Consider the following 25,664-nt stretch of genomic DNA (forward strand, 5'->3'; position numbering starts at 1 on the left):
TCTCCCCATCAGGTGGTGGGCCGGGCGGCCTCGATCAGCTGGCGCAGGGCGCCGTAGTACACCTCGTGGTCCGTCAGGGCCGGCAGCACGTCGGACAGTCCGCCGCTGAGCACGGGGAAGTCCTCGGGATCGAGCGCGGCCAGGGCGGCGCGCGAGGCGGAGGTGGCCGTGGCCGGATCGCGGTGGTCCACGAAGGCCGCACTGCCCAGCGTGAGCAGGTACATGCGGCGGTATGCGGTGATCGCCTCGGTGACGGTCATCCCCGCGGCGATGCTGTCGGCGAGGGCCGGCTCGACCAGCCGGGCCAGCAGCTGCCGACCGAGCCAGGGCCGGCCGCCGCGCAGCACGAGGAGCCCGGGGTGCGCGGTGAGCAGCAGGTACAGCGCGCGGAACCGCTGCTCGGCGGCCTGCGCCCAGTCGGTGCCGGCGGGGATCTCGGGGAGCTGCGCGGCCAGGTGTTCGGTGCACAGGTCGAGCAGTCCGGCCAGGTCCGCGCAGCGGCGCTGCACGGTGGCGTGGGAGACGTCGAGGCGGTCGGCAAGGGTGCGGAAGCTGAGCCGCTGCGGCCCCTCTTCGTCGAGGATCCGAAGGGCGGCCACGGCAATGGCCTCGGGGGTCGCGCGGTCCAGGGCGTCGGATCTCCTCGGCATTGATACAACGTATCATACGGTGTATCGCCTCTTTCGTGTGACATCAATCGCAGCCATATTGCTGGTCATCGGCCGACAAGCACCGACATACGTTGACACCGGGTGGCCTGCTCGCTGCACTGGGCCCACGACTGCCCCCACGTCAAGGAGACCCCGTGCCGCCTCGCCTGCGCGCAACGCTCCCCTGTCTGACCGCGGCCGCTCTCCTCGCCCTCGCGCTCTCCCCCGCCCCTGCGGCGGCCGAGCCGCGGGCGACCTCGGACACCCCGCTCGCGCTCACGCCTCCCATGGGCTGGAACAACTGGGCGCACTACATGTGCGACATCGACGAGGCCACGGTGGTCGCCAACGCCGACGCGCTCGTGTCCACGGGGCTGGCCGCCAAGGGCTACGACACGGTGACCGTCGACGACTGCTGGATGACGAAGAGCCGCGACGCCCGGGGGAACCTGGTCGTCGACACCGCCAAGTTCCCGCACGGCATGGCCTGGCTCGGAGAGTACCTGCACGCCAGAGGACTGAAGTTCGGCATCTACCAGGACGCCGGCTCCCTCACCTGCGAGAAGTACCCGGGCAGCGGCGCCCCTCAGGGCGGCGGCCCCGACCACTACGCCCGGGACGCACGGCAGTTCGCCTCCTGGAAGGTGGACTACGTCAAGATGGACGGCTGCAACCTGTGGGTGCCTCCGGGGCGCACCAAGGAACAGGCCTACCGGGACGCCTACAACGGCGTCGCGAAGGCCCTGCGCGAGAGCGGCCGGGACATGGTCCTGTCCGCCTCCGCACCCGCCTACTTCCAGCAGGGCGAGTGGGGCGGCTCCGACTGGCACAAGGTGCTCGGCTGGGTCGGCGAGACCGGCCAGTTGTGGCGCGAGGGCAAGGACATCAAGGTCTACAACCCGGCCGCGCCCACCACCTCCCGGTGGAACTCGGTGCTGGGCAACTACGGCTACAACCGCTGGCTCGGCCGGTACGCGGGCCCGGGCAACTGGAACGACCCCGACTTCCTGCTCGCCGGCGCCCCCGGCCTCACGGCCGCCGAGGGCCGCAGCCAGGTCGCCCTCTGGGCCATGATGGCCGCCCCGTTCATCCTGTCCTCCGACGTCTCCGAGCTGACCCCGGAAGGGCTCGCCGCCCTCGGCAACACCCGGATGATCGCACTGGACCAGGACCCGATGGGCCTTCAGGGCGCCGTGGTCTCCTCCAACGCCACCTTCGAGATCCTGGTCCGCCCGCTCGCGAACGGCGACCGTGCGGTGGCCGTACTCAACCGCTCCGCCAATACCCGCGACATCCGCGTCCCGCTCGACGAGATCGGCCTGCCCTCCTGCACGGCTGACGCCCAGGACCTGTGGAGCGGTGCGCGCAGCGAGGTGTCCGACGCGCTGACCGGGAAACTGGCCGGTCATGACACCGCCGTGTGGCGGCTCACCCCGCGCGGCTGCGCCGAGGCCGTGCCGACCGGGCAGATCGTCGGTGACGGCGCCCGCTGCGCCGACGGAGCGAACACCACCGGGGTCGGCGCGGTCGTGATGGGGGCCTGCACCGGAGCCCCCGACCAGCGGTGGTTCCTGGGCGACGACGCCCGCCTGCGGCTCGCCGGCGAATGCCTCTCGGCAGGCGAGAACGGCTCCGTGGAACTGGCCGACTGCGCGCCCCGACAGCACGCCCAACCCGGCCAGAGCTGGTTCCACCGCCGGGACGGAGCCCTGGTGGAGGAGGTCAGCGGCCTGTGCCTGACCGCGCCGCAAGCCGCCACCACTCCCGACGCACCCGCGGAGCGGCTGCGGCTGGCGCCCTGCGGCGACCACCGGGTCGACCAGGCCTGGTCCCTGCCGGTCTGAGGCCCGGACCCCCGCATGAGCCACGCGAAACCACGGCCTCGGCCCGAACCGGGGCCCCAGCCGGAACCGCAGCCGCTGCTCCCACGGCACGCACGGCAGTTCACCCTGGTGCCCGGGCCCGCGGCCGAGCCTGACACCTTCACGGTGTCCGGCACCACCGGCGCGATCACCACGACTACGCCAACCGCGAATGGAACGGCCTGATCTCGGAGCTGTACGCGCGGCGGTGGACGGCCTACTTCGCGACGCCGGACGAGGCGCTGGTGCACGGGGCGGCGCCACGGGAGATCGACTGGCACGCCTTCGAGGAGGAGTGGGCCCGGCGGACCACCCGGCATCCGGACCGGCCGAGCGGGGACCCGTACCGGCTGGCGGCCGCGGTCGCGGCGGCCCTCCCGCCGGCGGCCGCCGGCCGAGCGGGGCGCGGCCTACCCCAGCGGCCTACCCCATCTGCCGCGGCGACGACGGCCCGATGCGAGGACGATCACCCGCCAGGAGGAAAGTCGGCGCTCGTGCGAGGGAGATCGTCGGCAGCGGTAGGCCGCACCGGCACGGCACTCGGTTGACTGGCCCGGAGAAGAGCAGGGGCGGCCGCCGGAGCGATCCGGTGGCCGCCCCTTCCGATGCCACGCGGCGCGACGCGACCAGGAGGGCACCCGAGCATGTCCCAGACCGAACACGACCCAAGCGCCTACCAGCGGGAACAGGACCGCCGGCAGCAGGAGCGGCCCACGGGCACCGGCTCCGCCGCCTCGTCCCTGGAACTGCTCACGCTGCTCGCCGCAGGGGTGGCCGACCTGGCCCTCGACCAGTTGCGGCAGACAGCCGACCGCGCACAGGGCGCGCTGCGCCGGGCCGACCTGCGCGAACTGCTCACCGACGGTGTGGTGGAACTGCGCAAGCGCGGTGAACTGGCCACCCGTCGGGCAGGAATGGGCAGCGAGAACTACCTGGAGACCATGGCCCGGCGGGTCGCGCAGCAGGGCACTTCCGAGGGTCGCCCCTGTGCATGACCACACCGGATTCAAGGAGCGCATCGACGGGGTGCTCGGGCGGCTGGCCGACGAGGAGGAGCGGGCCCTGCTCGGACTGCACGCCGAACTCACGCCGCTCTCCCAGCAGTTACGCCGCTCACTGGCACAGGGCAAGCGCATCCGGGCCGCCTTCCTGTACTGGGGGTGGCGGGCGGCGGGCCAGCCCGACTGCGAAGGGGTGATCCGGGCCGCGGCCGCCATGGAGCTCGTCCACGCGGCGGCCTGCACCCACGACGACATCATCGACGACAGCCGCATACGGCACGGCCAGCCCACCGCGCACGCCGCCTTCGCCGCGAACGGGCAGCGCTCCACCGCCCTCGCGATGATCCTCGGCGACCTGCTGATGGGGTACGCCGGACACGTCTTCACCTGCTGCGGGCTGCCCGGCGCGTACCTGGCCCGGACCGTCCCGCTCTGGTCCGCCCTGCTCCGCGAGACGATGGCGGGCGAGTTCCTGGAGGTGCTGCGCACCGCGGCGCGAGACGGCCGGGAACCGCGGGTGGCGGAGTCCTTGGAGGTGGCCCGCTTCAAGACGGCCAAGTACACGGTGGAGCGGCCGCTGCACCTCGGTGCCACCCTCGGCGGCGGCTCCGGCGCCCTGCTGGACGCCTTCTCCGGCTACGGCCTACCGCTCGGCGAGGCCTTCCAGCTGCGCGACGACCTGCTGGGGACGTTCGGCGACCCCGCCCGGACGGGCAAGTCCAACCTGGACGACCTGCGGGACGCCAAACCCACGGCGCTGCTCGCGCTGACCGTGGCGGCCGTCGGGCCCGACGACCGCCGCATGCTCGCGAAGCTCGTCGGCCATCCGGAACTGGGCGAGGAAGAGGCCTCCTCGGTGCGCGAGCTGATGGAGCGGTGCGGGGCCAAGCAGCAGGTGGAGGACATGATCCGCGAGCGCATCGGCCGGGCCGGGGCCGCGCTGGACCTCGCCCCGATGCCCGCGGAGGCCCGGTCCGCTCTGGGCGGGCTGGCCGCGACCGCCGCCGACCGCGCCCTGTAGGGCGTGTCGCCCCGCCTCCCGCCCGCCGCGCCCGATGACACGACAAGGACGACCGACGTGAACGCCAACGCATCCAAGACCGCGCCGACGCGGCCCCGTTACGACCACGCCGCCCTCGACGCCCTGAGCACGCAGGGTGATCCGCTCGCCGACGAGACCGTCGCCGAGATGTTCCGCCGCAAGGAGGTCGGCGACCTCAACACCCTCATGCGGTTCTTCACCACCGCCGGCGACAAGCTTCCCGAGCAACTCCCGGCCTCCGCACGCGCCTACTTCGAGGCGACCGCCATGCCCCCGTCCTGGGTGGACTGGGACGTGATGGAGCAGGCCAGGCTGTTCTTCATGGACAACGCGGCCCACATCAACACCGGCCTGTCCTTCGCGGCCATGCCCGCGACCTACGCCGTCCCGCGGCTCTCCCGGCTGCTGGCCTCGACGCACTCCATGGCGTACCCCTCGCGCCGGATGGCCAACACCGGGCAGTTCGTCACCTACCTGATGCAGACCAACTCCTTCGCGGAGGGCAGCAGGTTCATCCCCGCCGCGCAGAAAGTACGGCTGCTGCACGCGGCGGTCCGCCACCACCTGCGCCACGGTGGCCACTGGGACGTCGAGAAGGACGGCGTGCCCATCTGCCAAGAGGACATGATCGGCGGGCAGATCTGCTTCTCGCTGCTGGTCCTCGACGCCATGCACCGGCTCGGCATCCACATGAGCGAGGACGGCGCCGAGGCCTACTTCTACGCGTGGCGGGTCGTCGGCGCCATGCTCGGCTGCGACATGTCGGCGGTGCCGGAGACCCTCGCCGAGGCCCGCGACTACTGCGACCTCTACCTCCTGCGCAACCTCGGCCCCTCGCCCGAAGGGGTCCGCCTCAACGCCCAGTTGATGCGCATGTACGAGGACGTGGTCCCGGGGACCTTCTTCGACCCGATGGTCCCCGCCACCGTACGGTTCCTCGTCGGTGACACCATCGGCGACTGGCTGGAGATCCCGCGCACCGCCTGGGACACGGCGGCGAAGGCGGTTCCGGTGTTCCTCGGGCTGCTGGAGACCATCGAGGACAGCAGCCCGTACGCGGAATGGGCGCTCGACAGGGCCGGCTCGCTGCTCTCCGGCTTCGAGCTGGCCTCCCTGACCCGGGGCAGGGTGATGCACCACGCCATTCCCGCGGAGCTGAAGGACGACTACGGGGTGAAGGCGCCGCGCACCGGGCGCTGGGTGCCGCCGGCGCCCGTGCACTGACGCGCGCCGCTCCCCCGCGGATGCGACGCGCCGCGCCGGGCCCCGGGGCAGACTGGCGGTGTGAGGGCACGACGGAGCGGTTCCGGGAGGCGGTGGGCGGCGGGCGCCGTCTGCGGCGTCGTCGCCGCGTTCGCGGGCCTCGCGGTGGCGGAGCCGGTCGCGGCGGTGGTCCGGCCGGAGTCCTTCCCGGTGACCGCGGTGGGCTCCGCGGTCGTCGATCTGACGCCCGCCGCCGTCAGGGAGTGGGCCATCGCCGCGTTCGGCACCGCCGACAAGACGGTCCTGACGGCGGGTGTCGTCGCCGCGCTCACCGCGATCGCGGCCGGGGCCGGGCTGCTCGCCCTGCGCAGCCTGCCCGCCGGGATCGCGGTCGCCGGCGGTTTCGGGCTCCTGGGGGCGGCGGCCGCGCTCAGCCGGCCGGCGGCCTCCTGGAAGGACGCCCTGCCCTCTCTCGTCGGCGGACTGGCCGCGGCCGGTGTGCTGTGGGTGCTGATCACCGCGGCCACCCGGCCCCGGCCGCGCGGGGCGCCGCCCGGCGGTGCCTGGGCGATGGACCGGCGCGGCTTCGGGCGACTGGTCGTCGGCGTCCTGGCCGCGGCGGGCGCGGCCGGCCTCGCCGGACGGCGGCTTGGCGCCCACGGCTCGGCGGGGGCGACCGCCTCCAGGGCCGATCTGGTCCTTCCCCCGCCTGCCGTGCCCGCGCCGCCGGTGCCGGCCGGTGCGGACCTGCGGGTGCCCGGCGTCGGCCCCTTCCTCACCCCCGCCCGGGACTTCTACCGGGTGGACACGGCTCTGGTCGTGCCCCGCGTGGACGCCGACACCTGGCGGCTGAGCATCCGCGGCGAGGGGGTCCCGCGTCCCCTCACCGTCGGCCTGCGGGAGTTGCTCGCCCGACCCCTGGTCGAGCACGACATCACCCTCACCTGCGTGTCGAACGAGGTCGGCGGACCTTACGCGGGCAACGCGCGCTGGCTGGGCGTACGGCTCGCGGACCTGCTCCGCGAGGCCGGGGTGCGGCCCCCCTCCCGGGGCGGCCCCGCCGACCAGCTCGTGGCCCGTTCCGTCGACGGCATGACGCTGGGCACGCCCGTCGAGACGGTGATGGACGGCCGGGAGGCGCTGCTGGCCGTGGGGATGAACGGCGAGCCGCTGCCCTTCGCGCACGGCTTCCCCGTCCGGATGGTCGTACCGGGCCTGTACGGGTACGTCTCCGCCTGCAAGTGGCTGACCGAGCTGCGGCTGACCACCTTCGCGGCGTACGACGCGTACTGGGTCCGCAGGTCCTGGGCGCAGCGGGCCCCGGTGAAGACCCAGTCGAGGATCGACACCCCGCGCCCCTACGCGGCCGTGCGGCCGGGCCGGGTGGCGGTGGCGGGGGTGGCGTGGGCGCAGCACCGCGGGATCCGCCGGGTCGAGGTACGGGTGGACGGCGGCCCCTGGCAGGAGGCGCGGCTCGGCGCGGCGGACGGCGTGGACACCTGGCGGCAGTGGGTGTGGCCGTGGGAGGCGACGGCCGGACCGCACACCCTGGAGGTCCGGGCGACGGACGGTACGGGCGCCGTCCAGACCGGGGTGCGCGGCGGAACCGTGCCGGACGGGGCAACGGGCTGGCACGCGGTGCAGGTCCGCGTCGCGGACCCCGGCTGACCGCCTCGCGCCCGGGCCCGGCCGGCGCCCCGGAGGACCGCCGTCCGCGTCACCGGCGGACGTCACCGGCGGACGTCACTCGCGGAACGCCTCCCGCGTGCGGCGGGTGGGGCCGCCGGTTAGCCTGCCGGGACGAGGCCTGCAATCGCGAGGCGGGGGACCTTCGTCTTCGACCCGCAAGGGGGGCACGCCGTGCGACATTCCAGGACCTTCACCCTCGCCTGTGTGGGAGCTCTCATGCTCGGCGCGGCCCTGGCGGGCGGCTACCCGGCCGGTCGCGCCGAGAGCGCCGCCCGGCAGTGCCCGGCGGGCCAGGTCTCGCGGGGCGGCACGTGCCTGCCGGCCGACACGGAGGCGTTCGTCGAGCGGCAGGTCGCGGACGCGCTGAAGACCTACCGGCTCACCGCCGCGATGGCCGGGGTGTGGGTCGACGGCGAGCGGGTGTCGGCCGCCGCGGCCGGGGAGACGATGACGGGCTTCCCCGCGACGACGGACATGCGGTTCCGCATCGGGTCGGTCGCGATCCCCCTGATGACGACCGAGCTGCTCAGGCTGGTCGACGAGGGCAGGGTGACGCTCGACGACAAGCTCTCCCGCTGGCGCCCCGACCTGCCGCACGCGGACGAGGTCACGCTGAGGATGCTGGCGTCCGCCTCCGCCGGATACGCGGACTACGTCACGGACGACGCCTTCATCGACGCCCTCTACGAGAACCCCTTCCGGCACTGGACCGGAGAGGAGCTGGTCCGGATCGCGATGTCCAGGCCCATGGCCCGGCCGCCCGGTTCGGGCTTCGCCTACTCGCACGCCGACTGGGTGCTCCTGGGAGACATCATCGCCCGGGTAGAGGAGAGGCCTCTGGGGGAGGTGATGCGCGAGAAGGTCCTTGAGCCGATGGGCCTGACCCAGACCGACATCTCGTCCAGGGCCGAGATCCCCCCGCCGGTGCTGCACGGCTTCGACAACGAGCGGGGGGTGTTCGAGGACTCCACCTACTGGGACCCGTCGTGGACCGTGGCGGAGGGGGCAGTGATGACCTCGACACTGGAGGACATGGCGAAGTCCTTCACCGCGATCGGCGAGGGGAAGCTGCTCACCCCCCAGTCGCACAAGGCCCAGCTGACTCCGGTCGTCAAGATCAAGGGGAACGCCTGGTTCGCCCTGGGGCTGCCCGTGGAGAACACCTGGATCCTGCAGAACCCGTCCTTCGCGGGCTACGCGGGTACGGTCGCCTACCTGCCGTCCCGGAAGCTCGCCATCGCCACGGTGGCGACCCAGGGTCGCGGCAGCACCGTCCGGAACGCCAGCTCGAACGTGCTCCAGGCGATCGCCGCCCATTTGGCCCCGGAGCGCCCCCTGTCCCTGGGCTGACCCACCGACCCGCTGTCCGCCGGGGCCGGTCCCGGCGGACAGCGGCGGGTCAGCGACGGTGCAGGCGCACCGGCAGGGCCTCGACGCTGTTGCCGATGAAGCTGCGCTGGTGGGGCAGTTCGACCTCGGCGGTGGCGAGGTCGAGGTCGGGGAAGCGCGTGAACAGCCGCTCAAGCGCGATGGTGGCCTCCAGCCGGGCCAGCGGGGCGCCCACGCAGTAGTGTGCGCCGTGCCCGAAGGAGAGGCTGCGGGCGGCCGTGGGGCGGGTGATGTCGAATCGGTCGGCGTCCGGACCGTGGACGTCCTCGTCGCGGCCGGCCGCGGTATAGCCGGCGAGGACCGGGGTGCCCTGCGGGATCACGGTGCCGCCGACGGTCAGGTCCCGGGTGGGGTAGCGGAAGGGGAACCAGCTGACGGGGCCGTCCCAGCGCAGCGTCTCGTCCACGACGTCCGACCAGGTCGCCCCGCCCTCCAGGACGAGCGCGAGCTGGTCGCGGTGGGTGCACAGAGCGCGGACGGCGTTGCTGATGAGGTTGAGGGTGGTCTCGTGACCCGCGACGAGCATCAGCCGCATGGTGCCGCCGAGTTCGGCCTCGCTGAGCCGGTCGCCGTCGTCCTCGCGGGCCGCGATCAGGGCGCTGGTGAGGTCCTCGCCCGGCTCCGCCCGGCGGGTCGCGGCGATCGTGCCCATGAGTTCGACGAGCTCCCGTACGGCGGCCATCGCCTCGGCCGGGGTGGTGTCGGTCGCGATGATCACTTTGTTGGACAGGTGGTGGAGGCGTGCCCGGTGCCCGGGGTCCACGCCGAGCAGTTCGCAGATCACGCTCATCGGGAGCGGGAGTGCGAAGTGTTCGCGCAGGTCGGCGACCCCATCGGGCGATTCCGCGGCGGCCCGGTCCAGGTCGTCGAGGAGTTCGGCGGTGAGTTCCTCGACGCGCGGGCGCAGGCGTTCCACCTGGCGCGCCGTGAAAGCCCTGCCGACCAGGGCGCGGAGACGGCGGTGGTCGTCCTCGTCGGCGGTGTGCATGCCCCGGGCGTCGGCGAAGGCCCGCAGTGGCCAGTCGCGGGGGATGCTGCCGTCGTGCAGGGCGGGGAAGTGCCGTGCATCCTTGGCCACTTCGGGGTGGGCGAGGAACTCCTTCAGCGCGTGATGGCCCAGGACGACCGCTCCGGGCACTCCGCCGGGGAGCACGACCTGCGCGACGGCCCCGTGCTCGGCGCGCAGCCGGGCGTTGAGGGCGTGCGGGCAGCCTCCGGCCGGGTCGATCACGTACGGGGCGTCCGGGCCGGACGGAGTCTGCGGGACGGGTGCGGCGTGGGAGGACAAACCGGTTCTCCTGACCTGGTGGACGGGACTCGGTCAACAGTGCTGCCCCGAAGGCTGGTTGGACAAGTCGGTACCCGGCCCGTGCAGGCGGCCGGTCTCGGTGAGGGAGAGGGGGTGGTGAAGGGCCGGGCTCACGGCCGGTGCGGCGGGCGCTGCGGCGGGTGGTCCGCCGGCGTCCCGGCCGGGAACCCGCGTGTTGGGCGGGTGACGGGCGGGCCGGCCGCCGTAGGGTCGTTGCATGGCTCTCGAAGGCACCGGAGGTCTCCACGGCAGGGTGGCCCTCGTCGCGGGCGCCACGCGGGGCGCGGGCCGGGGCATCGCGGTCGAGCTGGGGGCGCGGGGCGCGACGGTGTACGTGTCGGGGCGCAGCACCCCGGGCCGGCGTTCGGAGTACGACCGGCCCGAGACGATCGAGGAGACCGCCGAGCTGGTCACCGCGGCGGGCGGCCGGGGGATCGCGGTGGTCGCCGACCATCTGGTGCCCGGTGAGGTGGAGGCGCTGGTGCGGCGGATCGACGCCGAACAGGGCCGCCTCGACGTGCTGGTGAACGACATCTGGGGCGGGGAGCTGCTCTTCGAGTGGGACAGCACGGTGTGGGAGCACGACCTGGACAAGGGGCTTCGGCTGATGCGACTGGCGGTGGAGACGCATGCCGTCACCAGCCATTTCGCGGTGCCGCTGCTGCTGCGCGAGCCGGGTGGCCTGGTGGTGGAGATGACGGACGGCACCGCCGACTACAACGCGACCCGTTACCGGGTCTCCTTCTTCTACGACATCGCCAAGTCCTGCGTGCTGCGGATGGCGTTCGCCCTGGGGCACGAGCTGGGTCCACGGGGGGCAACGGCGGTGGCCCTGACACCGGGCTGGCTGCGCTCGGAGATGATGCTCGACGCCTTCGGGGTGCGGGAGGAGAACTGGCGGGACGCGCTGGCCGAGGTTCCGCACTTCGCGATCTCCGAGACCCCCGCGTACGTGGGCCGCGCGGTCGCGGCCCTCGCCGCGGACCCGGAGGTGTCCCGTTGGAACGGCCAGTCCCTCTCCAGCGGCCGGCTGGCACGGGTCTACGGCTTCACCGACCTGGACGGCAGCCGCCCCGACGCCTGGCGCTACCTGGTCGAAGTCCAGGATCCCGGCCACCCTGCGGACACCACCGGCTACCGCTAGGCCGTCTCTTTCGGATCTTGCCGTTACGTCCGCGGAGGCTCACCGGGTCACCCCACCAGCCCGTCGGCGCCCCGGCGCCCCGGGGGCCGGACGACGGCTCACGGGGCGGCGCGGGAGGACAGGCGGTGGGCGAGGCCGTCCAGGACGCATCGGAGGCCGAAGGCCCAGATCGTCCCGGGGTGGTAGCCGGCGACCGCGGTGCCGACCCGGGCCGCCAGGGGGTAGCGGTCGGGCTCCAGGACGCGTTCCAGCAGCGGCGCGCTGACGGCCCACCAGTCCTCCTGGCTCAGGCGGCTGTTGTGGTCGGCGTCGTCGGCGGCGGCCAGCGCGTTGGCGTGCACGAAGCCGAGCAGGTGGGTCAGGGCGGCATCCATCTCGGTGTCGGTGAGCCCGATACCCTCGAAGGCCGCCAGCTCGTGCTCGTACTTCCCGATCACCCCGGGGCCCAGCGGCGGACGCGTGACGGCCAGGCCGGTGATCCAGGGGTGGCGGAGCATCAGGTCCCGGTTGTCCTCGGCGACCCGGGTCACCCGCGCCCGCCAGGGCTCCTTCGGGTCCGCCGGACGGCGTTCCATCCGCAGGTAGGCGTCGTCGAGCATCAGGTCGAGGAGCTCGGCCTTGCCGGGGACGTACGTGTAGAGCGTCATCGGCGTCACACCGAGCCGCTGCGCGAGCGCCCGCATGGTCAGCGCGGCCAGCCCTTCCTCGTCGGCGAGCACGGTCGCGGCGCGGACGACGGCGTCGACACTGAGGCCCTGCCGCGGGCCGCGGCGACCCGGCTGCGCGGGCTGTCCGGACGCGCGCCACAAAAGCTCCAGCGTGCGGACGGGGTCTCCCGCCCCGCTGCGATCCTGCACCATGTCCCGGCCTCCGCACACACTCCATCAATTCACTACGCCGTACAGAATACACCGTATAGAGTAAAGCGCAGTGAGTCAGCCGAGACCCCGCACCTCGAGGAGTTCCGTGCACATCGCCGCCGACAACCACCAGGTCATCCAGGTCCGCGGGGCCCGCGAGAACAATCTCGCCGACATATCCCTCGACATCCCCAAGCGCCGCCTCACGGTCTTCACCGGCGTTTCCGGCTCCGGGAAGTCCTCCCTCGTCTTCGGCACCATCGCCGCCGAGTCGCAGCGCATGATCAACGAGACGTACACCGCCTTCATCCAGTCCTTCATGCCGAGCCTCGGCCGGCCGGACGTGGACGGACTGCACAACCTGAGCGCCGCCATCGTCGTCGACCAGGAGCGGATGGGCGCGGGTTCCCGCTCCACCGTGGGTACCGCCACCGACGCCTACACCATGCTGCGCATCATCTACTCCCGCGTCGGCACGCCCCACATCGGCACGTCCAGCGCGTTCAGCTTCAACAACCCCGAGGGGATGTGCCCGCGCTGCGAGGGCGTCGGCGAGGTCTCCGACATCGACGTGGACCAGCTGGTCGACCGCGAACTCTCGCTCAACGAGGGCGCGATCACCGCCCCCGGCTTCGCCGTGGACTCCTGGTACTGGCAGAACATGGCGAACTCCGGCTTCTACTCCCCCGACACCAAACTCAAGGACTTCACCGAACAGGAGTGGGCCGACTTCCTCCACAAGAGCGCGGTGAAGGTCAAGGCCGGCTCCAACGGCTTCACCTACGAGGGCCTGATCACCAAGATCACCCGCCTCCACCTCGCCAAGGACCGCGAGTCCATGCAGCCCCACATCCGCGCCTTCGTGGAGCGCGCGGTGATCTTCACCTCCTGCCCGGACTGCGGAGGCACCCGCCTCTCGGCGGCCGCCCGGTCCTCGCGCATCCACGGCGTGAACATCGCCGAGTGCGCGTCGATGCAGATCAGCGAACTCGCCGGCTTCGTGCGCCGGATCGACGATCCCGCCGTGGCGCCGATGCTGTCCAACCTCCGGGGCCTGCTCGACTCCCTCGTCGAGATCGGCCTGGGCTACCTCAGCCTGGATCGCCCCTCGGGCACGCTGTCCGGCGGGGAGGCCCAACGCGTCAAGATGGTCCGCCACCTGGGATCCTCCCTCACGGACGTCACGTACGTCTTCGACGAGCCCACCACCGGCCTGCACCCGCACGACATCCAGCGCATGAACGGCCTGCTGCTGCGGCTGCGCGACAAGGGCAACACCGTCCTGGTCGTGGAGCACAAGCCGGAGGTCATCGCCGTGGCCGACCACGTCGTGGACCTCGGGCCGGGCGCCGGCACGGCGGGCGGGCAGCTCTGCTACAGCGGGGACGTCGCGGGGCTGCGCGCCTCCGGCACTCTCACCGGGCGCCACCTCGGACACCGAACACGACTGCGGGAGTCGGTGCGCAGCCCGCGCGGCCACCTGTCGGTGAAGGGCGCCGACCTGCACAACCTCAAGGACGTCAGCGTGGACGTGCCGCTCGGCGTCCTCACGGTGGTGACGGGTGTCGCGGGGTCCGGGAAGAGCTCACTGATCCACGGCTACCTGGCCGGGCGCGAGGGGGTGGTGGTGGCCGACCAGTCCCCGATCCGCGGCTCGCGCCGGTCCAACCCGGCCACCTACACCGGGCTGCTGGGGCCGATCCGGACCGCCTTCGCCAAGGCCAACGGCGTCAAGGCCGCGCTGTTCAGCGCGAACTCGGAGGGTGCCTGCCCCAAGTGCAACGGCCTCGGGCTCGTCTACACGGACCTGGCGATGATGGCCGGGGTGGCCACGGTATGCGAGGAGTGCGAGGGCAGGCGGTTCACCCCCGAGGTGCTGACGTACCGGCTGCGCGGCAAGAACATCAGCGAGGTGCTGAACATGCCGGTCGCGGAGGCGTACGCGTTCTTCCCCAGCGGCCAGGCGCGGGCCGTCCTGGGGCGGCTGGTGGACGTGGGCCTCTCGTACGTGCGGCTCGGCCAGCCGCTCAACACCCTGTCCGGCGGTGAGCGGCAGCGGCTGAAACTGGCGATCAGCATGGCGGAGAAGTCCTCGACGTACATCCTGGACGAGCCGACGACCGGGCTGCACATGGCCGACGTCGACAAGCTGCTGGCCCTGCTCGACCGGCTGGTCGAGGACGGCAACTCGGTGATCGTCATCGAGCACCACCAGGCCGTGATGGCGCACGCAGACTGGCTGATCGACATCGGCCCCGGCGGCGGGCACTCCGGCGGCCGGGTCGTCTTCGAGGGCACCCCGGCCGCCCTGGTGGCCGGGGCGGACACGCTGACCGCCCGGCACCTCCGGGAGTACGTCGGCGCCGACGCGTAGGCCTGCGCGGCTGCTCCCGCCCGCGCCCCACCCGCCGAGGGCTACGGCAGGCTCGACCCGTGGTCTTCGGCGAGCGGGGCGAAGAACCGCTCCACGTCGGCCTCGGTGACCGCGGTCAGGGTCGGCGGGGACCAGCGCGGGGCGCGGTCCTTGTCGACGACCTGCGCCCGGATGCCCTCCACCAGGTCGGGTGAGGCCAGCGCGTTGCAGGAGACCCGGTACTCCTGGGCCAGCGCCTGCTCCAGTGTGCCGAGGTCGGCGGCCCGGCGCACCGAGGCGAGGGTGACCTTCAGCGCGGTCGGGGACTTGGCGAGGATCGTCTCCGCGGCCTCCTTCGCCGCCGGATCGCCCTGGTCGGTCAGCCGCTGGACGATCTCCTCGACGGTCCCGGCCGCGTAGCAGCGGTCGATCCAGGAGCGCTGTCCGGCGAGTACCCCGGGGGCGGGTGTGGCGGCGTACCGCGGCAGGACCTCGCCCGCGGGGGCGGTGGCGAGCGCGGCTGTCAGCTCCGGGAGTCGGGCAGCGGGTACGAAGTGGTCGGCGAGCCCGCAGAGCAGCGCGTCGGCGGCGCCCACGGCGGCACCGGTGAGGGCGAGATGGGTACCGAGCCGGCCCGGGGCGCGGCCCAGCAGCCAGGTGCCGCCGACGTCCGGGACGAAGCCGATGCCGGTCTCGGGCATGGCGACTCGGGAGCGTTCGGTGACGACGCGGACGCTGCCGTGGGAGGAGACGCCGACGCCGCCGCCCATGACGATGCCGTCCATGAGGGCGACGTACGGCTTGGGGTATCGGGCGATACGGGCGTTGAGCCGGTACTCGTCGCGCCAGAAGCCGGCGGAGGCGGTGGTCCCCGCCCTGGCGTCGTCGTGGATGGCCCGGATGTCACCTCCCGCGCACAGTCCGCGCTCGCCCGCTCCGCGGATCAGCACCTGCCCGACGGCGTCGTCGTCCGCCCAGGCGTCGAGGGCCTCGGCCATCCGCAACACCATCGTGTGGGTGAGCGCGTTGAGGGCCCCGGGGCGGTTGAGGGTGACCACGCCGGTCCGTCCCTCGACGTGGAACAGGACGGTGCCGTCGTCGGAGGTGGTGTGCGCGTCGGTATCGGGTTGGCTTTTCACAGCCCTCACAGTAGGGCCACGCCAACGGTGCGCCCCGGGCGCCCGGCGCCGGCAGCACGGGGCACGGGCCGGGCGGCGGGGCACGGGCCGGGCGGCGGGCGCTCAGTGCACCAGGCGTACGCGCTGGCTGGTCAGTTCGTAGCGGGCGCCCACGACGGCAAGCGCCCCGGCGGAGATCCTGGCAGCCATCTCGGGCTCCGCGGCCAGCCGCCCCCGCACCAGCCGCACGTTCGCGGTGATCGCGGCGTCGATCCGCGCGGCGCCGCGGAGCCCCCGGTCGATGGCGGGGCGGATCTGATCGACCAGATACTGCATGTGGCCCGGGAGCGGCGGTCCGCCCTCGGCGGCCCGCACCGCTGCGCCGACGGCCCCGCAGGACTGGTGTCCCAGGATGACGACCAGCGGGATGCGCAGCTCCAGGACTCCGTAGGCGATGCTCCCGAGGACCGCCTCGTCCAGGACCTCGCCCGCCGAGCGCACGGTGAGCAGGTCACCGAGGCCCTGGTCGAAGACCAGTTCCGGCGGGACCCGGGAGTCGACGCAGCCGAGGACGACGGCGAACGGGTGCTGGCCGGCGACCAGCGTGCGCCGCACGGTGCGCGTCTGGTCGGGATGGCGCTCGTGGTAGGTCCGCCAGCGCCCGTTTCCCGTCACCAGTTCACGCAGCGCCGACTCGGGGGTGGTGGGCCTCGATCCGGCCCCGCCCCCGGGCGGAGCGGCCATGGGCACGCGGGCGGAGCCCGCCACCAGCCCAGCCCCCACGGCGGCCACGCCCGTCAGCACCGCCCGGGCCAGCCGCCGCCGGCCCGGGACCTCTCGACCTTCAGCCTCGACACTCATATCAGGACAAACTATTCACTTGCGACTCGCCGGCTCCGCAGGACACGGCCCCGGTTCAGTCGAGCCCCGAGCGCGCTTCGGGGTCGGTGGCGTGGACGGTGTCGTGGAGGAAGCCGCCCGACTGGTGTTTCCACAGCCGCGCGTAAGCGCCCTCTGCGGCAAGGAGTTCCCGGTGCGAGCCCTGCTCCACGATGCGGCCCCGGTCCAGGACGACGAGCCGGTCCATGGTGGCCACGGTGCTCAGCCGGTGGGCCACCACGAGGGCGGTCCGGCCCTCCATGAGCCGCCATAGTGCCTCCTGCACCAGGATCTCGCTCTCGGAGTCCAGGGCGCTGGTCGCCTCGTCGAGCAGCAGGATCGGCGCGTCGCGCAGGATGGCTCGGGCGAGGGCGACCCGCTGGCGCTGTCCGCCGGACAGTTTGACGCCGCGTTCGCCGACCATGGTGTCGAAACCGTCCGGCAGCGCGTCGGCGAACTCCGTGACGTGCGCCGCCTCGGCGGCGCGGCGGACCTCTGCCTCGGTGGCGCCGGGCCGGGCGAAGGCGATGTTCTCCCGCAGTGTCCGGTGGAACATCGCCGGGTCCTGGGGCACGTAGGCGAGCCGGCTGCGCAGGTCGGCCTGCCGCAGCCGGCTGATGTCCTGGCCGCCGATCATGATCCGGCCGCCGTCGACGTCCGTCATCCGCAGCAGCAGCCGGGTGAGCGTGGTCTTGCCGCCGCCGGACCGGCCGACGAGACCGATCTTCGATCCGCTGGGCACGTCCAGGTCGAGGCCCTCGAAGAGCGGCCGCGCTCCGCCGTGGGAGAAGTCCACCCGTTCGAACCGGACGTCGGCGCTCTCGGAGCGCAGCGGCTCCGGCACCGCCGGGTCGAGCACCGTGGGCGGCTCCAGCAGCAGTTCGGTGAACTGCGCCGCCTCCGTCATCGAGCTCTCCAGGCGCCGGTAGATCTGGTTGAACTCGAACATGATGCGGGTCGCGTTGGCGTAGTAGGTGAAGGTGACGATGATCGCCTCCACGCCATGCTCGCCCGCGCCGAGGGCGACGGCGATCAGCAGTCCCAGCACGTTCGTCAGCACGGACAGGGGCGCGACCAGCGTGTCGATGCGCAGGTTGCCGTAGTCCCACGAGCGGAGTGTCAGCCGCCGCGACTCCGCGACGCGGGACTGGTGCTCGGCGGCCTCACGGCCCTCGGCGGCGAACGCCCGCACCGTGTCCATGTTCATCAGGCTGTCGGCGACGTGGCCCGAGACCCGGGCGATCGCCTCCTCGCGCTGGGCGACGAGGGTCTGGCGGCGGCGGATGAGGGGGGTGACACAGAACGCCGTCAGAACGATCAGCGCGAGGAGGCCGACCACGAGCATCGGTTCGTACTGCCAGAGCACCACGGAAGCGAAGAGCAGCGGCACGAAGCTGCCCATGACGGAGAACGTCAGCGTGTCGACGAACTCCTCGAAGCGGGAGGCGAAGCTCAGGACGCGCTTGGTCAGCGACCCGGCGAAGTTGTCGTGGAAGAACGCCGCGTCCTTCGCGAACAGCTCGTCCATTCCGATGACGTAGAGGTGCTCGATGCCGCGGGCGTCAAGGCGGTTGAGGCAGTGCAGTCCGATCCGCCACAGCACCTCGGCGAGCAGCAGGACGCCGGCGAAGCCGAGGACGTAGGGCAGCATCGCGTCGATTCCGGCGGAGCCTCCGTCGGCGACCCGGCCGACGAGTTTCGCGACGACCAGCGGCGCGACGTAGAAGATGCCGATGTTGCCCAGCGCCGGGAGCAGCATGGCCGGAGCGGTCAGCCCGCGCAGGCGCGCCAGCTCGCGTCCGTAGGAGCGAAGTGCGAGGAGGACCGAGCCCCGGCTCGGCTTGTTCTCGGGTGATTTCGGTGAATCCATCCCCAACCCTGTGTGGTCGGACCGGCAGGACAGGAGTCGGAGTGTCCCGTATGGGCGCCGGGGCGGTCCACGCGTTTTCCGGGCGCCGAGCGCTGTCCCCCAGCCCTCGGGAGGGCTCGCGCGCGGTCGGCGGGGCGGGGAGCCGTCGGCCGGGCGAAGGCGGCGTGTGCCGCGTTGGGCTGCCCCTGCGCCGCCGGAGCCCCCGCCCCTTTCGAGCCATTCACGCGGACACGCTTGCCGCCGACCACGCACGGGTGGCTAGGATCACGGCATGATCACGGCTCGGTCGTCCTCCGGCGCGCCGCGGACCCGGGGAAGCCGGAGTCCGCTGCTGCTCCTGTGGTCGGCCCTGCTCCTGCTCGGGCTGCTCGACGCGCACGGGATCGGCGCGGGGAGCGGCGACCTGCACCACGGCCGTTCGGTCTCCGCCTCCGCCGTGCCCTCGCAGGCCCTCGTGTTCGGCGCGGACACCGCCGCGCATCCGGCCGAGCAGTGCATGCCCGGCCGCTCCGAGCGCGGTACGGCTCCCGCGGGCCACCCGCAGGCGAGCGCCGGCCCGGCCACGCGCGCCCGGCGGGCAGACGCTTCCGCGCCGCCGCAGACGACCCCGCGGACCTGTGGCGCCCCGCTCCCGCCCGCGCACGGAGTGCTGCGCCTCTAGGCCGTGTCGCGAACGTCCCGCGCGGCGCCTGCACGCACCCTCGCGCGTTGTCGGGATCACCGGAGTACGCCCGGTACGAGGGCGGACGGCGCCACATGCGCAACCCTTCCTCGACCGTCTCCACGCCGCCACGGGCCGGCTGGGCCACGCGGCCCAGGGCGTTCACCCTTCCCGGGTGTTCAGGGGGCGCGCCAACCGGTGCCCCGGGCATCGGCGGAACACTCCGCATGACCCCACGGCACCACCCGCCTGCCCGTACCGGGCTCCCCCGTCCCCGCCCACGGTCCGACGCACCTCCCGGAGGAGCCGTGTCCTTCCGTCCTTCCCCCTCCGCCCGCCGCACGGGTGCCCTCGTACGGCCGCTGCTCGTGCTGTCCGCGCTGCTCGCGCTGTCCGCCTTCACCGCCGCGCTGGTCGGCTGCCTCGTCCACGAGGGCGCGCCGTCCCAGCGGCAGGCCTCGGCGCCGTCCGCCCCGGTCCACCACCACGAGAGCGCCGCCGACGACTCCCCGGGAGTGCCCCACCCCGACGACCCCTGCGTCCTCCACCTCGCGCCCCGCGGCGTACCCGACGTCGCGGTGCAGCGCCCGGCCGCCTTCCCGGTGCTGTTCGCGGTACTCCTCGCGCTGCTCGCCGCCGCGCCGCCCGGCCCGGCGCGGCGCGGCGCCTCTCCGTCTCCCGGCACCGCGCTCACGGGACGCAGAACCAGGAACCGGATCTGCTGCTGGCGGATCTAGCAGCCGTTCGTGCGGCCTTGACCCAAGGCCGCCGTCCGACTCCGTCACCCGCGGGCCGACACCGCGGCGCGACGGAGACGGACGAGATGTGCACGGAAACAGCCGTCTACGAACGAGAGCCGAGGAAGATGTCCTCTCCGTCCACGCAGACCACCCCGCCCGCCCGCGGCGCCGCCCTGTCCGGGCTCGTCGGCAACACCCCTCTCCTGCGCGTGTCCGAACCCTTCGCCCCCGAGGGCCACGGCTTCTGGGCCAAGCTGGAGGGCTTCAATCCCGGTGGCATCAAGGACCGGCCGGGCCTGCACATGGTCGAACGCGCCCGCGCCCGCGGCGACCTGCTGCCCGGCGCCCGGATCATCGAGTCCACCAGCGGCACCCTCGGCCTGGGGCTCGCCCTGGCCGGCATGGTCCACGGACATCCGGTCACCCTGGTCACCGACCCGGGTCTGGAGCCGTCCATGACCAAACTGCTGACCGCCTACGGAGCCCAGGTCAACGTCGTGGCCGAGCCGCACCCCGCCGGCGGGTGGCAGGAGGCCCGACGCGAACGGGTACGGCAGCTGATGGCCCGGCATCCCGGATCCTGGTGTCCCGATCAGTACAACAACCCCGACAACACTGCCGCCTACACACCGCTCGCCCTCGAACTCGCCACCGCACTGGGGCACATCGACGTCCTCGTGTGCAGCGTGGGCACCGGCGGGCACTCCGCGGGCGTCTCCCGCGTGCTGCGCCAGCTCTACCCGCAACTGGAACTGGTCGGCGTGGACACGATCGGCTCGACCATCTTCGGCCAGCCCGCGCGGCCCCGCCTGATGCGCGGGCTGGGATCGAGCATCTACCCCCGCAACGTCGCCTACGGCGACTTCGGCGAGGTGCACTGGGTGGCCCCGTCCGAAGCGGTGTGGGCCTGCCGGCAGCTCGCGGGCTCGCACTACGCCACGGGCGGCTGGAGCGTCGGTGCGGTGGCCCTGGTCGCCGGCTGGCTGGCCCGGACCCGGGCGGCGGACACCCGTATCGCCGCGGTCTTCCCCGACGGACCCCAGCGCTACCTCGGCACCGTCTACGACGACGACTACTGCGCCGCCCACGGGCTCCTCGACGGCCCGCCGGCCGCCGAACCGGAGGTCGTGGGACGCGTCGACGAGAAGGAGGTCACCCGGTGGACGCGGTGCGCCGCCGTGGTCGATCCGCTGACCGCCGAGGAGCGGGCCCCCCGGTCACCTGAGCGGGCGGAGGGGTCCGGCCGGTGAAGGGGTTCCTCACGCAGGTCCGCTCCTACGACCGCTCCGTCCGGCTGTTGATGGTGAACCAGTTCACCATCAACCTCGGCTTCTACATGCTGATGCCGTACCTGGCCGCGCACCTGTCCGGCTCGCTGGGGCTGGCCGGCTGGCTCGTCGGCCTGGTCCTCGGCGTACGCAACTTCAGCCAGCAGGGGATGTTCCTGATCGGCGGCACCCTGGCCGACCGGCTCGGCTACAAACCCATGATCGTCGCCGGTCTGCTGCTGCGCGTCGTCGGCTTCGCCGCCCTCGGAGTCGTCGACTCCGTGCCCGCCCTGCTGGCGGCCTCGGCGGCCACCGGCCTGGCGGGGGCCCTGTTCAACCCGGCGTCCCGGGCCTACCTGGCCGCGGACGCGGCCGACCGCCGGGTGGAGGCGTTCGCCCTGTTCAACGTCTTCTATCAGGCCGGCATCCTGCTCGGGCCGCTGGTGGGAATGGTGCTGACCGGGGCCGGTTTCCGCGTCACCTGCCTGACGGCGGCCGGGATCTTCGCCGTACTGAGCCTCGTGCAGATCCGCGGCCTGCCCGCACGCGGGGCGGACCGGGCGGGCACGGGGCCCGGCGGCGCACCGGAAAGCGTACGGGCCCAATGGCGGCAGATCCTCGCCAATCGGCCGTTCCTGCTGTTCGCGGCCGCGATGACCGGCTCGTACGTGCTGACCTTCCAGGTGTACCTGGCACTGCCGCTGGAGGTCCGGCGGGTCGGCGGCGACGGGGCGTTCTCGGGGGCCGTGACGGCCGGGCTGTTCGCCGTGTCGGGGCTGAGCACCGTCCTGTTCCAGACGCGGGTGACCGCCTGGTTCAGGGCGCACACGGAGCCCGGCCGGGCGCTGACACGGGGCCTGCTGGTGATGGGCGGCGCGTTCTTGCCGCTGCTCCTGGCGGCGGCCGTGCCGGTGCCGGACGGGGGTGCGGGACGGTGGCTGCTCGCCGCCGGGCCGCCGGTGGCGGCGGCCCTGCTGCTCGCCCTCGGCACGATGATCGCCTACCCGTTCGAGATGGACACCATCATCCGGCTCTCCGGGGACCGTCTCGTCGCGACCCACTACGGGCTCTACAACACGGTCTGCGGCATCGGCATCACCGTGGGCAACCTGCTCACCGGTGCGGCCCTCGACGCGGCCCGGTCCTCGGGTGCGCCGGCGCTGCCGTGGCTGTCCCTGGCCGCTCTGGGCGCCCTGTGCGCCGCCGTGGTCCGTTGGCTGCACCGCAGCGGGCGCCTCGCAGCCACCGGCCTCGCGCAGCGCACGCAGCCGGCCGCCGCCTGAGTCGCCCCTCCCCCGGCGCGGACGGCCCGCGGGCTACGCCTGCTGCCGCCCCGCCGGCGGGAGACCGGCCAGCAGCTCCCGGGCCAGGCGCAGATGGCGGTGGCCCGGCTCCAGCAGGGTCCGGGCGTCGCCGAGGGTCCGGGTGAGCAGCGTGCGGGCCTGCTCGGGCCGGCCCGTTGCGGCCAGGGCCCGGGCCCATTCCAGGCGGGCGTAGATCGTGTGCGGGTGATCGGGGCCCATGACCCGGGTGCGGTCGGCCACGAGCGACTCCCAGGCGGCCGCGGCCTCGGCGGCCCGGCCGGCCCGTGCCGTGAAGGCGGCACGGCTGCTGCGGACGGCGAGGGTGTGCGGGTCGTCCGGGCCGAGGCAGCGTTCCGCGTCGGTCAGCAGCTCGGCCAGCTCCGCTTCGGTGCGGGCCGGTTCGCCGGCCCGGTACCAGATCAGGCTGCGCCGGGTGGCGAGTACCTGGGGCTCGTCCGGGCCCTGCACCCGGAGCCGGTCGGCGAGCAGCCGGGTCAGCTGCCGGGCCGCCTCGGCCGGGGCGCCCGACTCGCCCGTGAAGTAGGCCAGTTCGTGACGGGCGGCCAGGGTGTCCGGATGGTCCGCGCCGAGGACGGCCCCGGCGTGGGCGGCCAGGGCGGCGAACCGGCCGGCCGCGGCGTGCGGGTTGCCGGCCTCACCGGTGAAGAAGGCCAGCTGGTGGCGGGCGGCCAGGGTGTCCGGATGGTCCGGGCCCAGCCGGTCCTCGCGCCGCCGGGTGATCCCGGCGAGGTCGGCCGCGGCCCGGCGGGGGCGTCCCGCGTCCCCGACCGTGATGGCGAGCAGGAAGTCGGCTCCGGGGACGGCGCCCAGGCGGGCCCGGGACAGCGCTTCGGCGGCCCGGCGCGGCCTCCCCTCCTGGTGGGCCAGCAGGCCGATGTCGTAGGACTCGGCCGGCGTGACCCTGGTGACGAGGGTCTGCCACAGGTGTTCCGGCACCGGTGGCAGGCCGGGCGCGTTGAGGAGGTAGTCGAAGGCCGTGTATCCCTGGGAGTAGTTGCCGATGAGCAGCCCACTGGTGGCGTAGACGGCCGTGCAGGCCCAGTTCATCGCCTCGTCGAAGGGTTCCGGCTGGAGATCACCGCCTCCGCGCGCCACCAGGTAGGGCCGGTGCAGTTCGCGCAGCCGGTCCCGGCTCACCGGGGTGCGCAGCCCGGCGCGCCGGCAGTCGACGGCAGCCGCTACCACGGCCGCACCGCGCGGATTGGTGCCGGGCGCCCAGGCGTTGTGCCAGGCAGCCAGTAACTCCGGTCCAGCAGCCAGGACTTCCGCGATGCCGAAGCGTTCGCCCGCCCGCAGCGCCGCCCTGATCCGCGGGTCCTGTCCGTGCGCGGCGGCCCGCCGCCGCTCCTCGGGCGACCAGTGCCGGGCCAGCCGCACCACTTCCGCCTGTCGGAGGACGTCCCGCTGGGTGCGCCAGGCGTCGCGGTCGGAGCCCGTCAGCCGGCTCTCCTCGCGGGCGTCGAAGCGGCGGAACTCCTGGGTGCGCATGGTCGCCAGCACCACCCGGCGTCCCGGCACCGGCAGGGCGGCCAGCATGGTGGCCGTGAGTCCTCCCGCGCCGAGGAACTCCTCCAGGTCGTCGAGCCAGAGCACGGCCCGGCGCCGCTGGCCCGCCACACGCAGCGCCTCCGGGAGCGCGCCCCTGCCCAGGGGGCGGACGAAGGCGTGGCGGGGGAAGAGCGCACGGGCCGTCTCGTACGCCAGCCGGGACTTGCCCGCGGTGGACTCCCCCACCAGCAGGACGAATCCGCCCCGGCCGAGCGCCTCGCGCAACTGCGGCTCCACGTCCCGGCGGATGTACGCCGGGGGCGCGGCCGGGGTGCGGCTCCCGTCGGCGGGATGCCCGTCCGCGTGGTGGGCGCCGGCCGGCTCGGGTCGGTCCAGCCGGCGCAGGGTGGGGATGCGGCCCGCCGCGGTGCGCAGCAGCACGTCCGCTCCGCTCGCGGCGGCGTTCCCGCCCGGCGCCGCGCGGCGCCGGGGCTGCAGGCGTTCGGCGGCCAGCCCGGAGAACGTGGTGACGGCGGCGCCGATGCCCGTGGCCCATGCCCCGCTGGTCCACAGCGAGGCCAGGGCCAGGGCCGCCGCGCCCAGGCCGACCGCGCCCACGTAGGCCGGCCAGCCGCGCACGCGGCCGTTCTCCCGTACGAGCAACACCGGCATGCCGCCCCCCACACGTCCGTGGCCGACCCCCATTTTCACCCGCGCGGGCGAATGGGGAACCAGGGGCGACGAGGTGACCGCCGCACCTGTCCGGAAGTCGGCGGTCGGGCGGAGCGCGTGCGGGCGGTCCGGGGCGCTTCTCCCCCGGCGGGCACGGCGACGGGACCTCGTTCGGGTCCGGGGGGAGCCGGGCACGTGCGGCTCGGACGCCCGTACGGGATCGACGCGGATCCGGGCCCTGCGCGGCCGGTGCGGGCCGGGCCGTCAGGCCGGGTGGCCGGGTGTGAGGTCCGCGACGTCGCTGAGGAGCAGCAGCGGCGGCCGTTCCGGGCCGGGCGGCCCCGCCTCGACCGGAGCGAGCAGGAATCCGGTGTGGTCCCCGCCGTCGGTGCGCCCTTCGATCCGGCCGACGAACCAGGCGGCGGCGTCCGTCAGGATCGGCGCGGGGGTGTGTGCCGACCGCCGCCACGCGAGGTGCGCGAACTTGTCGGTGTCGTCACCGGTCCGGCCGCCGAAGAGCTCGGCGGTGCGTTTCTGGTCCTCCCTCAGGGCGTGCACCGCGAGGTGGGAGGCGGTCCGGGCGACCGTGTAGGTGTGGTTGGCCTTGGAGAGCCACACCATGAACCGGGGCGGATCGATGGAGCACTGGGAGGCGAAGCCCACCAGACACCCGGCGCGCCGCTCCCCGGCCGCCGCCGTCACCACGTACACGGGGTAGTCGAGTACGTCGGTGAACGCGTCCAGCTCCGCCACGGTGGCACTCACCCTCTCGCCCTCTCCCGGCCCCACCCCCGGCCACCCCATCGTCCCACCGCGGGTCCGGGCGGTCATTTCGGTCCCCGTGGAATCGGGCGGGCCGTGTTTGCCACCGGGGATCGCGGTCAGAAGCGGGGTGTACGACGCGATGTACGACGCATCCGTACCCCGAGCTCCAGGGAGTGATCATTCGTGTCCGACAAGGAGAAGAGCCGGGCCAAGGCCGAACAGGCCAAGGGCAAGCTCAAGGAGACCGCGGGCCGCGCGGTCGGCAACGAGCGCTTGACCGCCGAGGGCCGCGCCGAGAAGACCAAGGGCAACGCCCGGCAGGCCAAGGAGAAGATCAAGGACACCTTCAAGGGCTGACGACGTCGAATGGCGGCGC

General features: G+C 73.5%; 21 protein-coding genes and 1 pseudogene. 14 read left to right on the top strand and 8 right to left on the bottom strand.

Annotated elements, in window-relative coordinates; genetic code table 11:
* Positions 1–8: 8 nt before the first annotated feature.
* Complete coding sequence (locus tag ACFW2G_RS25850; RefSeq protein ID WP_037916327.1) at positions 9–650, bottom strand: TetR/AcrR family transcriptional regulator; 642 nt, start codon at positions 648–650, stop codon at positions 9–11.
* Positions 651–805: 155 nt separating this feature from the next.
* On the opposite strand from ACFW2G_RS25850, the gene ACFW2G_RS25855 reads away from it, so the two are divergent.
* The 7 genes and pseudogenes from ACFW2G_RS25855 to ACFW2G_RS25885 all read left to right on the top strand — a co-directional run bounded on the left by ACFW2G_RS25855 (position 806) and on the right by ACFW2G_RS25885 (position 8,797).
* On the top strand, positions 806–2,494 hold the full coding sequence (locus tag ACFW2G_RS25855) for a ricin-type beta-trefoil lectin domain protein (RefSeq protein ID WP_384584370.1): 1,689 nt from the start codon (positions 806–808) through the stop codon (positions 2,492–2,494).
* A gap of 173 nt (positions 2,495–2,667) precedes the next feature.
* Positions 2,668–3,060, top strand: a pseudogene (locus tag ACFW2G_RS25860) (alpha-N-acetylglucosaminidase C-terminal domain-containing protein); the annotation flags it as partial.
* 96 nt (positions 3,061–3,156) lie between these two features.
* A complete protein-coding gene (locus tag ACFW2G_RS25865; RefSeq protein WP_052030055.1) occupies positions 3,157–3,507 on the top strand; it encodes a hypothetical protein in 351 nt (116 codons plus the stop codon).
* The gene (locus tag ACFW2G_RS25870) at positions 3,500–4,534 is read left to right on the top strand and encodes a polyprenyl synthetase family protein (protein WP_384584373.1); all 1,035 of its coding nucleotides are present in this window, start codon (positions 3,500–3,502) and stop codon (positions 4,532–4,534) included. The genes ACFW2G_RS25865 and ACFW2G_RS25870 overlap by 8 nt, the downstream gene beginning before the upstream one ends.
* A gap of 57 nt (positions 4,535–4,591) precedes the next feature.
* The gene (locus tag ACFW2G_RS25875; RefSeq protein ID WP_384445332.1) at positions 4,592–5,779 is read left to right on the top strand and encodes an oxygenase MpaB family protein; all 1,188 of its coding nucleotides are present in this window, start codon (positions 4,592–4,594) and stop codon (positions 5,777–5,779) included.
* Positions 5,780–5,839: 60 nt separating this feature from the next.
* Positions 5,840–7,426: a molybdopterin-dependent oxidoreductase gene (locus tag ACFW2G_RS25880; RefSeq protein WP_384584377.1), complete on the top strand. Its 1,587-nt coding sequence runs from the start codon at positions 5,840–5,842 to the stop codon at positions 7,424–7,426.
* Between the two features lie 192 nt (positions 7,427–7,618).
* Positions 7,619–8,797 (top strand): serine hydrolase domain-containing protein, encoded by a 1,179-nt coding sequence (locus ACFW2G_RS25885; protein ID WP_384584380.1) that lies wholly within the window; start codon positions 7,619–7,621, stop codon positions 8,795–8,797.
* Between the two features lie 49 nt (positions 8,798–8,846).
* On the opposite strand, the gene ACFW2G_RS25890 is transcribed toward ACFW2G_RS25885, so the two are convergent.
* Positions 8,847–10,124: a cytochrome P450 gene (locus tag ACFW2G_RS25890; protein ID WP_384445338.1), complete on the bottom strand. Its 1,278-nt coding sequence runs from the start codon at positions 10,122–10,124 to the stop codon at positions 8,847–8,849.
* 238 nt (positions 10,125–10,362) lie between these two features.
* Between ACFW2G_RS25890 and ACFW2G_RS25895 the strand changes: the two genes are divergently transcribed.
* On the top strand, positions 10,363–11,289 hold the full coding sequence (locus ACFW2G_RS25895) for an SDR family oxidoreductase (protein WP_384584383.1): 927 nt from the start codon (positions 10,363–10,365) through the stop codon (positions 11,287–11,289).
* Between the two features lie 98 nt (positions 11,290–11,387).
* Here the strand turns inward: ACFW2G_RS25895 and ACFW2G_RS25900 are convergent, their stop codons facing one another.
* Positions 11,388–12,149, bottom strand: a complete 762-nt coding sequence (locus ACFW2G_RS25900; RefSeq protein WP_384584385.1) for a TetR/AcrR family transcriptional regulator — start codon at positions 12,147–12,149, stop codon at positions 11,388–11,390.
* Positions 12,150–12,255: 106 nt separating this feature from the next.
* On the opposite strand from ACFW2G_RS25900, the gene ACFW2G_RS25905 reads away from it, so the two are divergent.
* On the top strand, positions 12,256–14,523 hold the full coding sequence (locus ACFW2G_RS25905; protein WP_384445344.1) for an ATP-binding cassette domain-containing protein: 2,268 nt from the start codon (positions 12,256–12,258) through the stop codon (positions 14,521–14,523).
* Between the two features lie 41 nt (positions 14,524–14,564).
* On the opposite strand, the gene ACFW2G_RS25910 is transcribed toward ACFW2G_RS25905, so the two are convergent.
* The 3 genes from ACFW2G_RS25910 to ACFW2G_RS25920 form a co-directional block, all read right to left on the bottom strand.
* Positions 14,565–15,641 (bottom strand): enoyl-CoA hydratase/isomerase family protein, encoded by a 1,077-nt coding sequence (locus ACFW2G_RS25910; RefSeq protein ID WP_384445346.1) that lies wholly within the window; start codon positions 15,639–15,641, stop codon positions 14,565–14,567.
* A 102-nt stretch (positions 15,642–15,743) separates the two neighbouring features.
* Entirely contained in the window at positions 15,744–16,481 is a 738-nt protein-coding gene (locus ACFW2G_RS25915; RefSeq protein ID WP_384445348.1) for a carbonic anhydrase, read from the bottom strand.
* A gap of 55 nt (positions 16,482–16,536) precedes the next feature.
* Positions 16,537–18,369 (bottom strand): ABC transporter ATP-binding protein, encoded by a 1,833-nt coding sequence (locus ACFW2G_RS25920; protein WP_078555843.1) that lies wholly within the window; start codon positions 18,367–18,369, stop codon positions 16,537–16,539.
* 271 nt (positions 18,370–18,640) lie between these two features.
* On the opposite strand from ACFW2G_RS25920, the gene ACFW2G_RS25925 reads away from it, so the two are divergent.
* From ACFW2G_RS25925 to ACFW2G_RS25940, 4 genes are all read left to right on the top strand, one after another.
* On the top strand, positions 18,641–19,030 hold the full coding sequence (locus tag ACFW2G_RS25925) for a hypothetical protein (RefSeq protein WP_384445350.1): 390 nt from the start codon (positions 18,641–18,643) through the stop codon (positions 19,028–19,030).
* A 308-nt stretch (positions 19,031–19,338) separates the two neighbouring features.
* The gene (locus tag ACFW2G_RS25930; protein ID WP_384445351.1) at positions 19,339–19,767 is read left to right on the top strand and encodes a hypothetical protein; all 429 of its coding nucleotides are present in this window, start codon (positions 19,339–19,341) and stop codon (positions 19,765–19,767) included.
* Between the two features lie 128 nt (positions 19,768–19,895).
* Positions 19,896–21,020: a PLP-dependent cysteine synthase family protein gene (locus ACFW2G_RS25935; RefSeq protein WP_384445376.1), complete on the top strand. Its 1,125-nt coding sequence runs from the start codon at positions 19,896–19,898 to the stop codon at positions 21,018–21,020.
* Positions 21,017–22,321, top strand: a complete 1,305-nt coding sequence (locus ACFW2G_RS25940; protein WP_384445353.1) for an MFS transporter — start codon at positions 21,017–21,019, stop codon at positions 22,319–22,321. The genes ACFW2G_RS25935 and ACFW2G_RS25940 overlap by 4 nt, the downstream gene beginning before the upstream one ends.
* 33 nt (positions 22,322–22,354) lie before the next feature.
* On the opposite strand, the gene ACFW2G_RS25945 is transcribed toward ACFW2G_RS25940, so the two are convergent.
* Entirely contained in the window at positions 22,355–24,523 is a 2,169-nt protein-coding gene (locus ACFW2G_RS25945) for a tetratricopeptide repeat protein (RefSeq protein WP_384445355.1), read from the bottom strand.
* Between the two features lie 264 nt (positions 24,524–24,787).
* On the bottom strand, positions 24,788–25,276 hold the full coding sequence (locus ACFW2G_RS25950; protein ID WP_384584388.1) for a flavin reductase family protein: 489 nt from the start codon (positions 25,274–25,276) through the stop codon (positions 24,788–24,790).
* A 195-nt stretch (positions 25,277–25,471) separates the two neighbouring features.
* Between ACFW2G_RS25950 and ACFW2G_RS25955 the strand changes: the two genes are divergently transcribed.
* Positions 25,472–25,645, top strand: a complete 174-nt coding sequence (locus ACFW2G_RS25955; RefSeq protein WP_078555841.1) for a CsbD family protein — start codon at positions 25,472–25,474, stop codon at positions 25,643–25,645.
* Positions 25,646–25,664 lie beyond the last annotated feature (19 nt).

It is taken from the genome of Streptomyces sp. NPDC058880 (assembly GCF_042742535.1).
Lineage (GTDB): Bacteria > Actinomycetota > Actinomycetes > Streptomycetales > Streptomycetaceae > Streptomyces.

Excerpts from the sequence above, each read along its gene's own strand:
- ACFW2G_RS25850 (WP_037916327.1), bottom strand. The coding sequence starts at position 650 with ATGCCGAGGAGATCCGACGCCCTGGACCGCGCGACCCCCGAGGCCATT.
- ACFW2G_RS25865 (WP_052030055.1), top strand. The coding sequence starts at position 3,157 with ATGTCCCAGACCGAACACGACCCAAGCGCCTACCAGCGGGAACAGGAC.
- ACFW2G_RS25895 (WP_384584383.1), top strand. The coding sequence starts at position 10,363 with ATGGCTCTCGAAGGCACCGGAGGTCTCCACGGCAGGGTGGCCCTCGTC.
- ACFW2G_RS25900 (WP_384584385.1), bottom strand. The coding sequence starts at position 12,149 with ATGGTGCAGGATCGCAGCGGGGCGGGAGACCCCGTCCGCACGCTGGAG.
- ACFW2G_RS25915 (WP_384445348.1), bottom strand. The coding sequence starts at position 16,481 with ATGAGTGTCGAGGCTGAAGGTCGAGAGGTCCCGGGCCGGCGGCGGCTG.
- ACFW2G_RS25920 (WP_078555843.1), bottom strand. The coding sequence starts at position 18,369 with ATGGATTCACCGAAATCACCCGAGAACAAGCCGAGCCGGGGCTCGGTC.
- ACFW2G_RS25925 (WP_384445350.1), top strand. The coding sequence starts at position 18,641 with ATGATCACGGCTCGGTCGTCCTCCGGCGCGCCGCGGACCCGGGGAAGC.
- ACFW2G_RS25935 (WP_384445376.1), top strand. The coding sequence starts at position 19,896 with ATGTCCTCTCCGTCCACGCAGACCACCCCGCCCGCCCGCGGCGCCGCC.
- ACFW2G_RS25945 (WP_384445355.1), bottom strand. The coding sequence starts at position 24,523 with ATGCCGGTGTTGCTCGTACGGGAGAACGGCCGCGTGCGCGGCTGGCCG.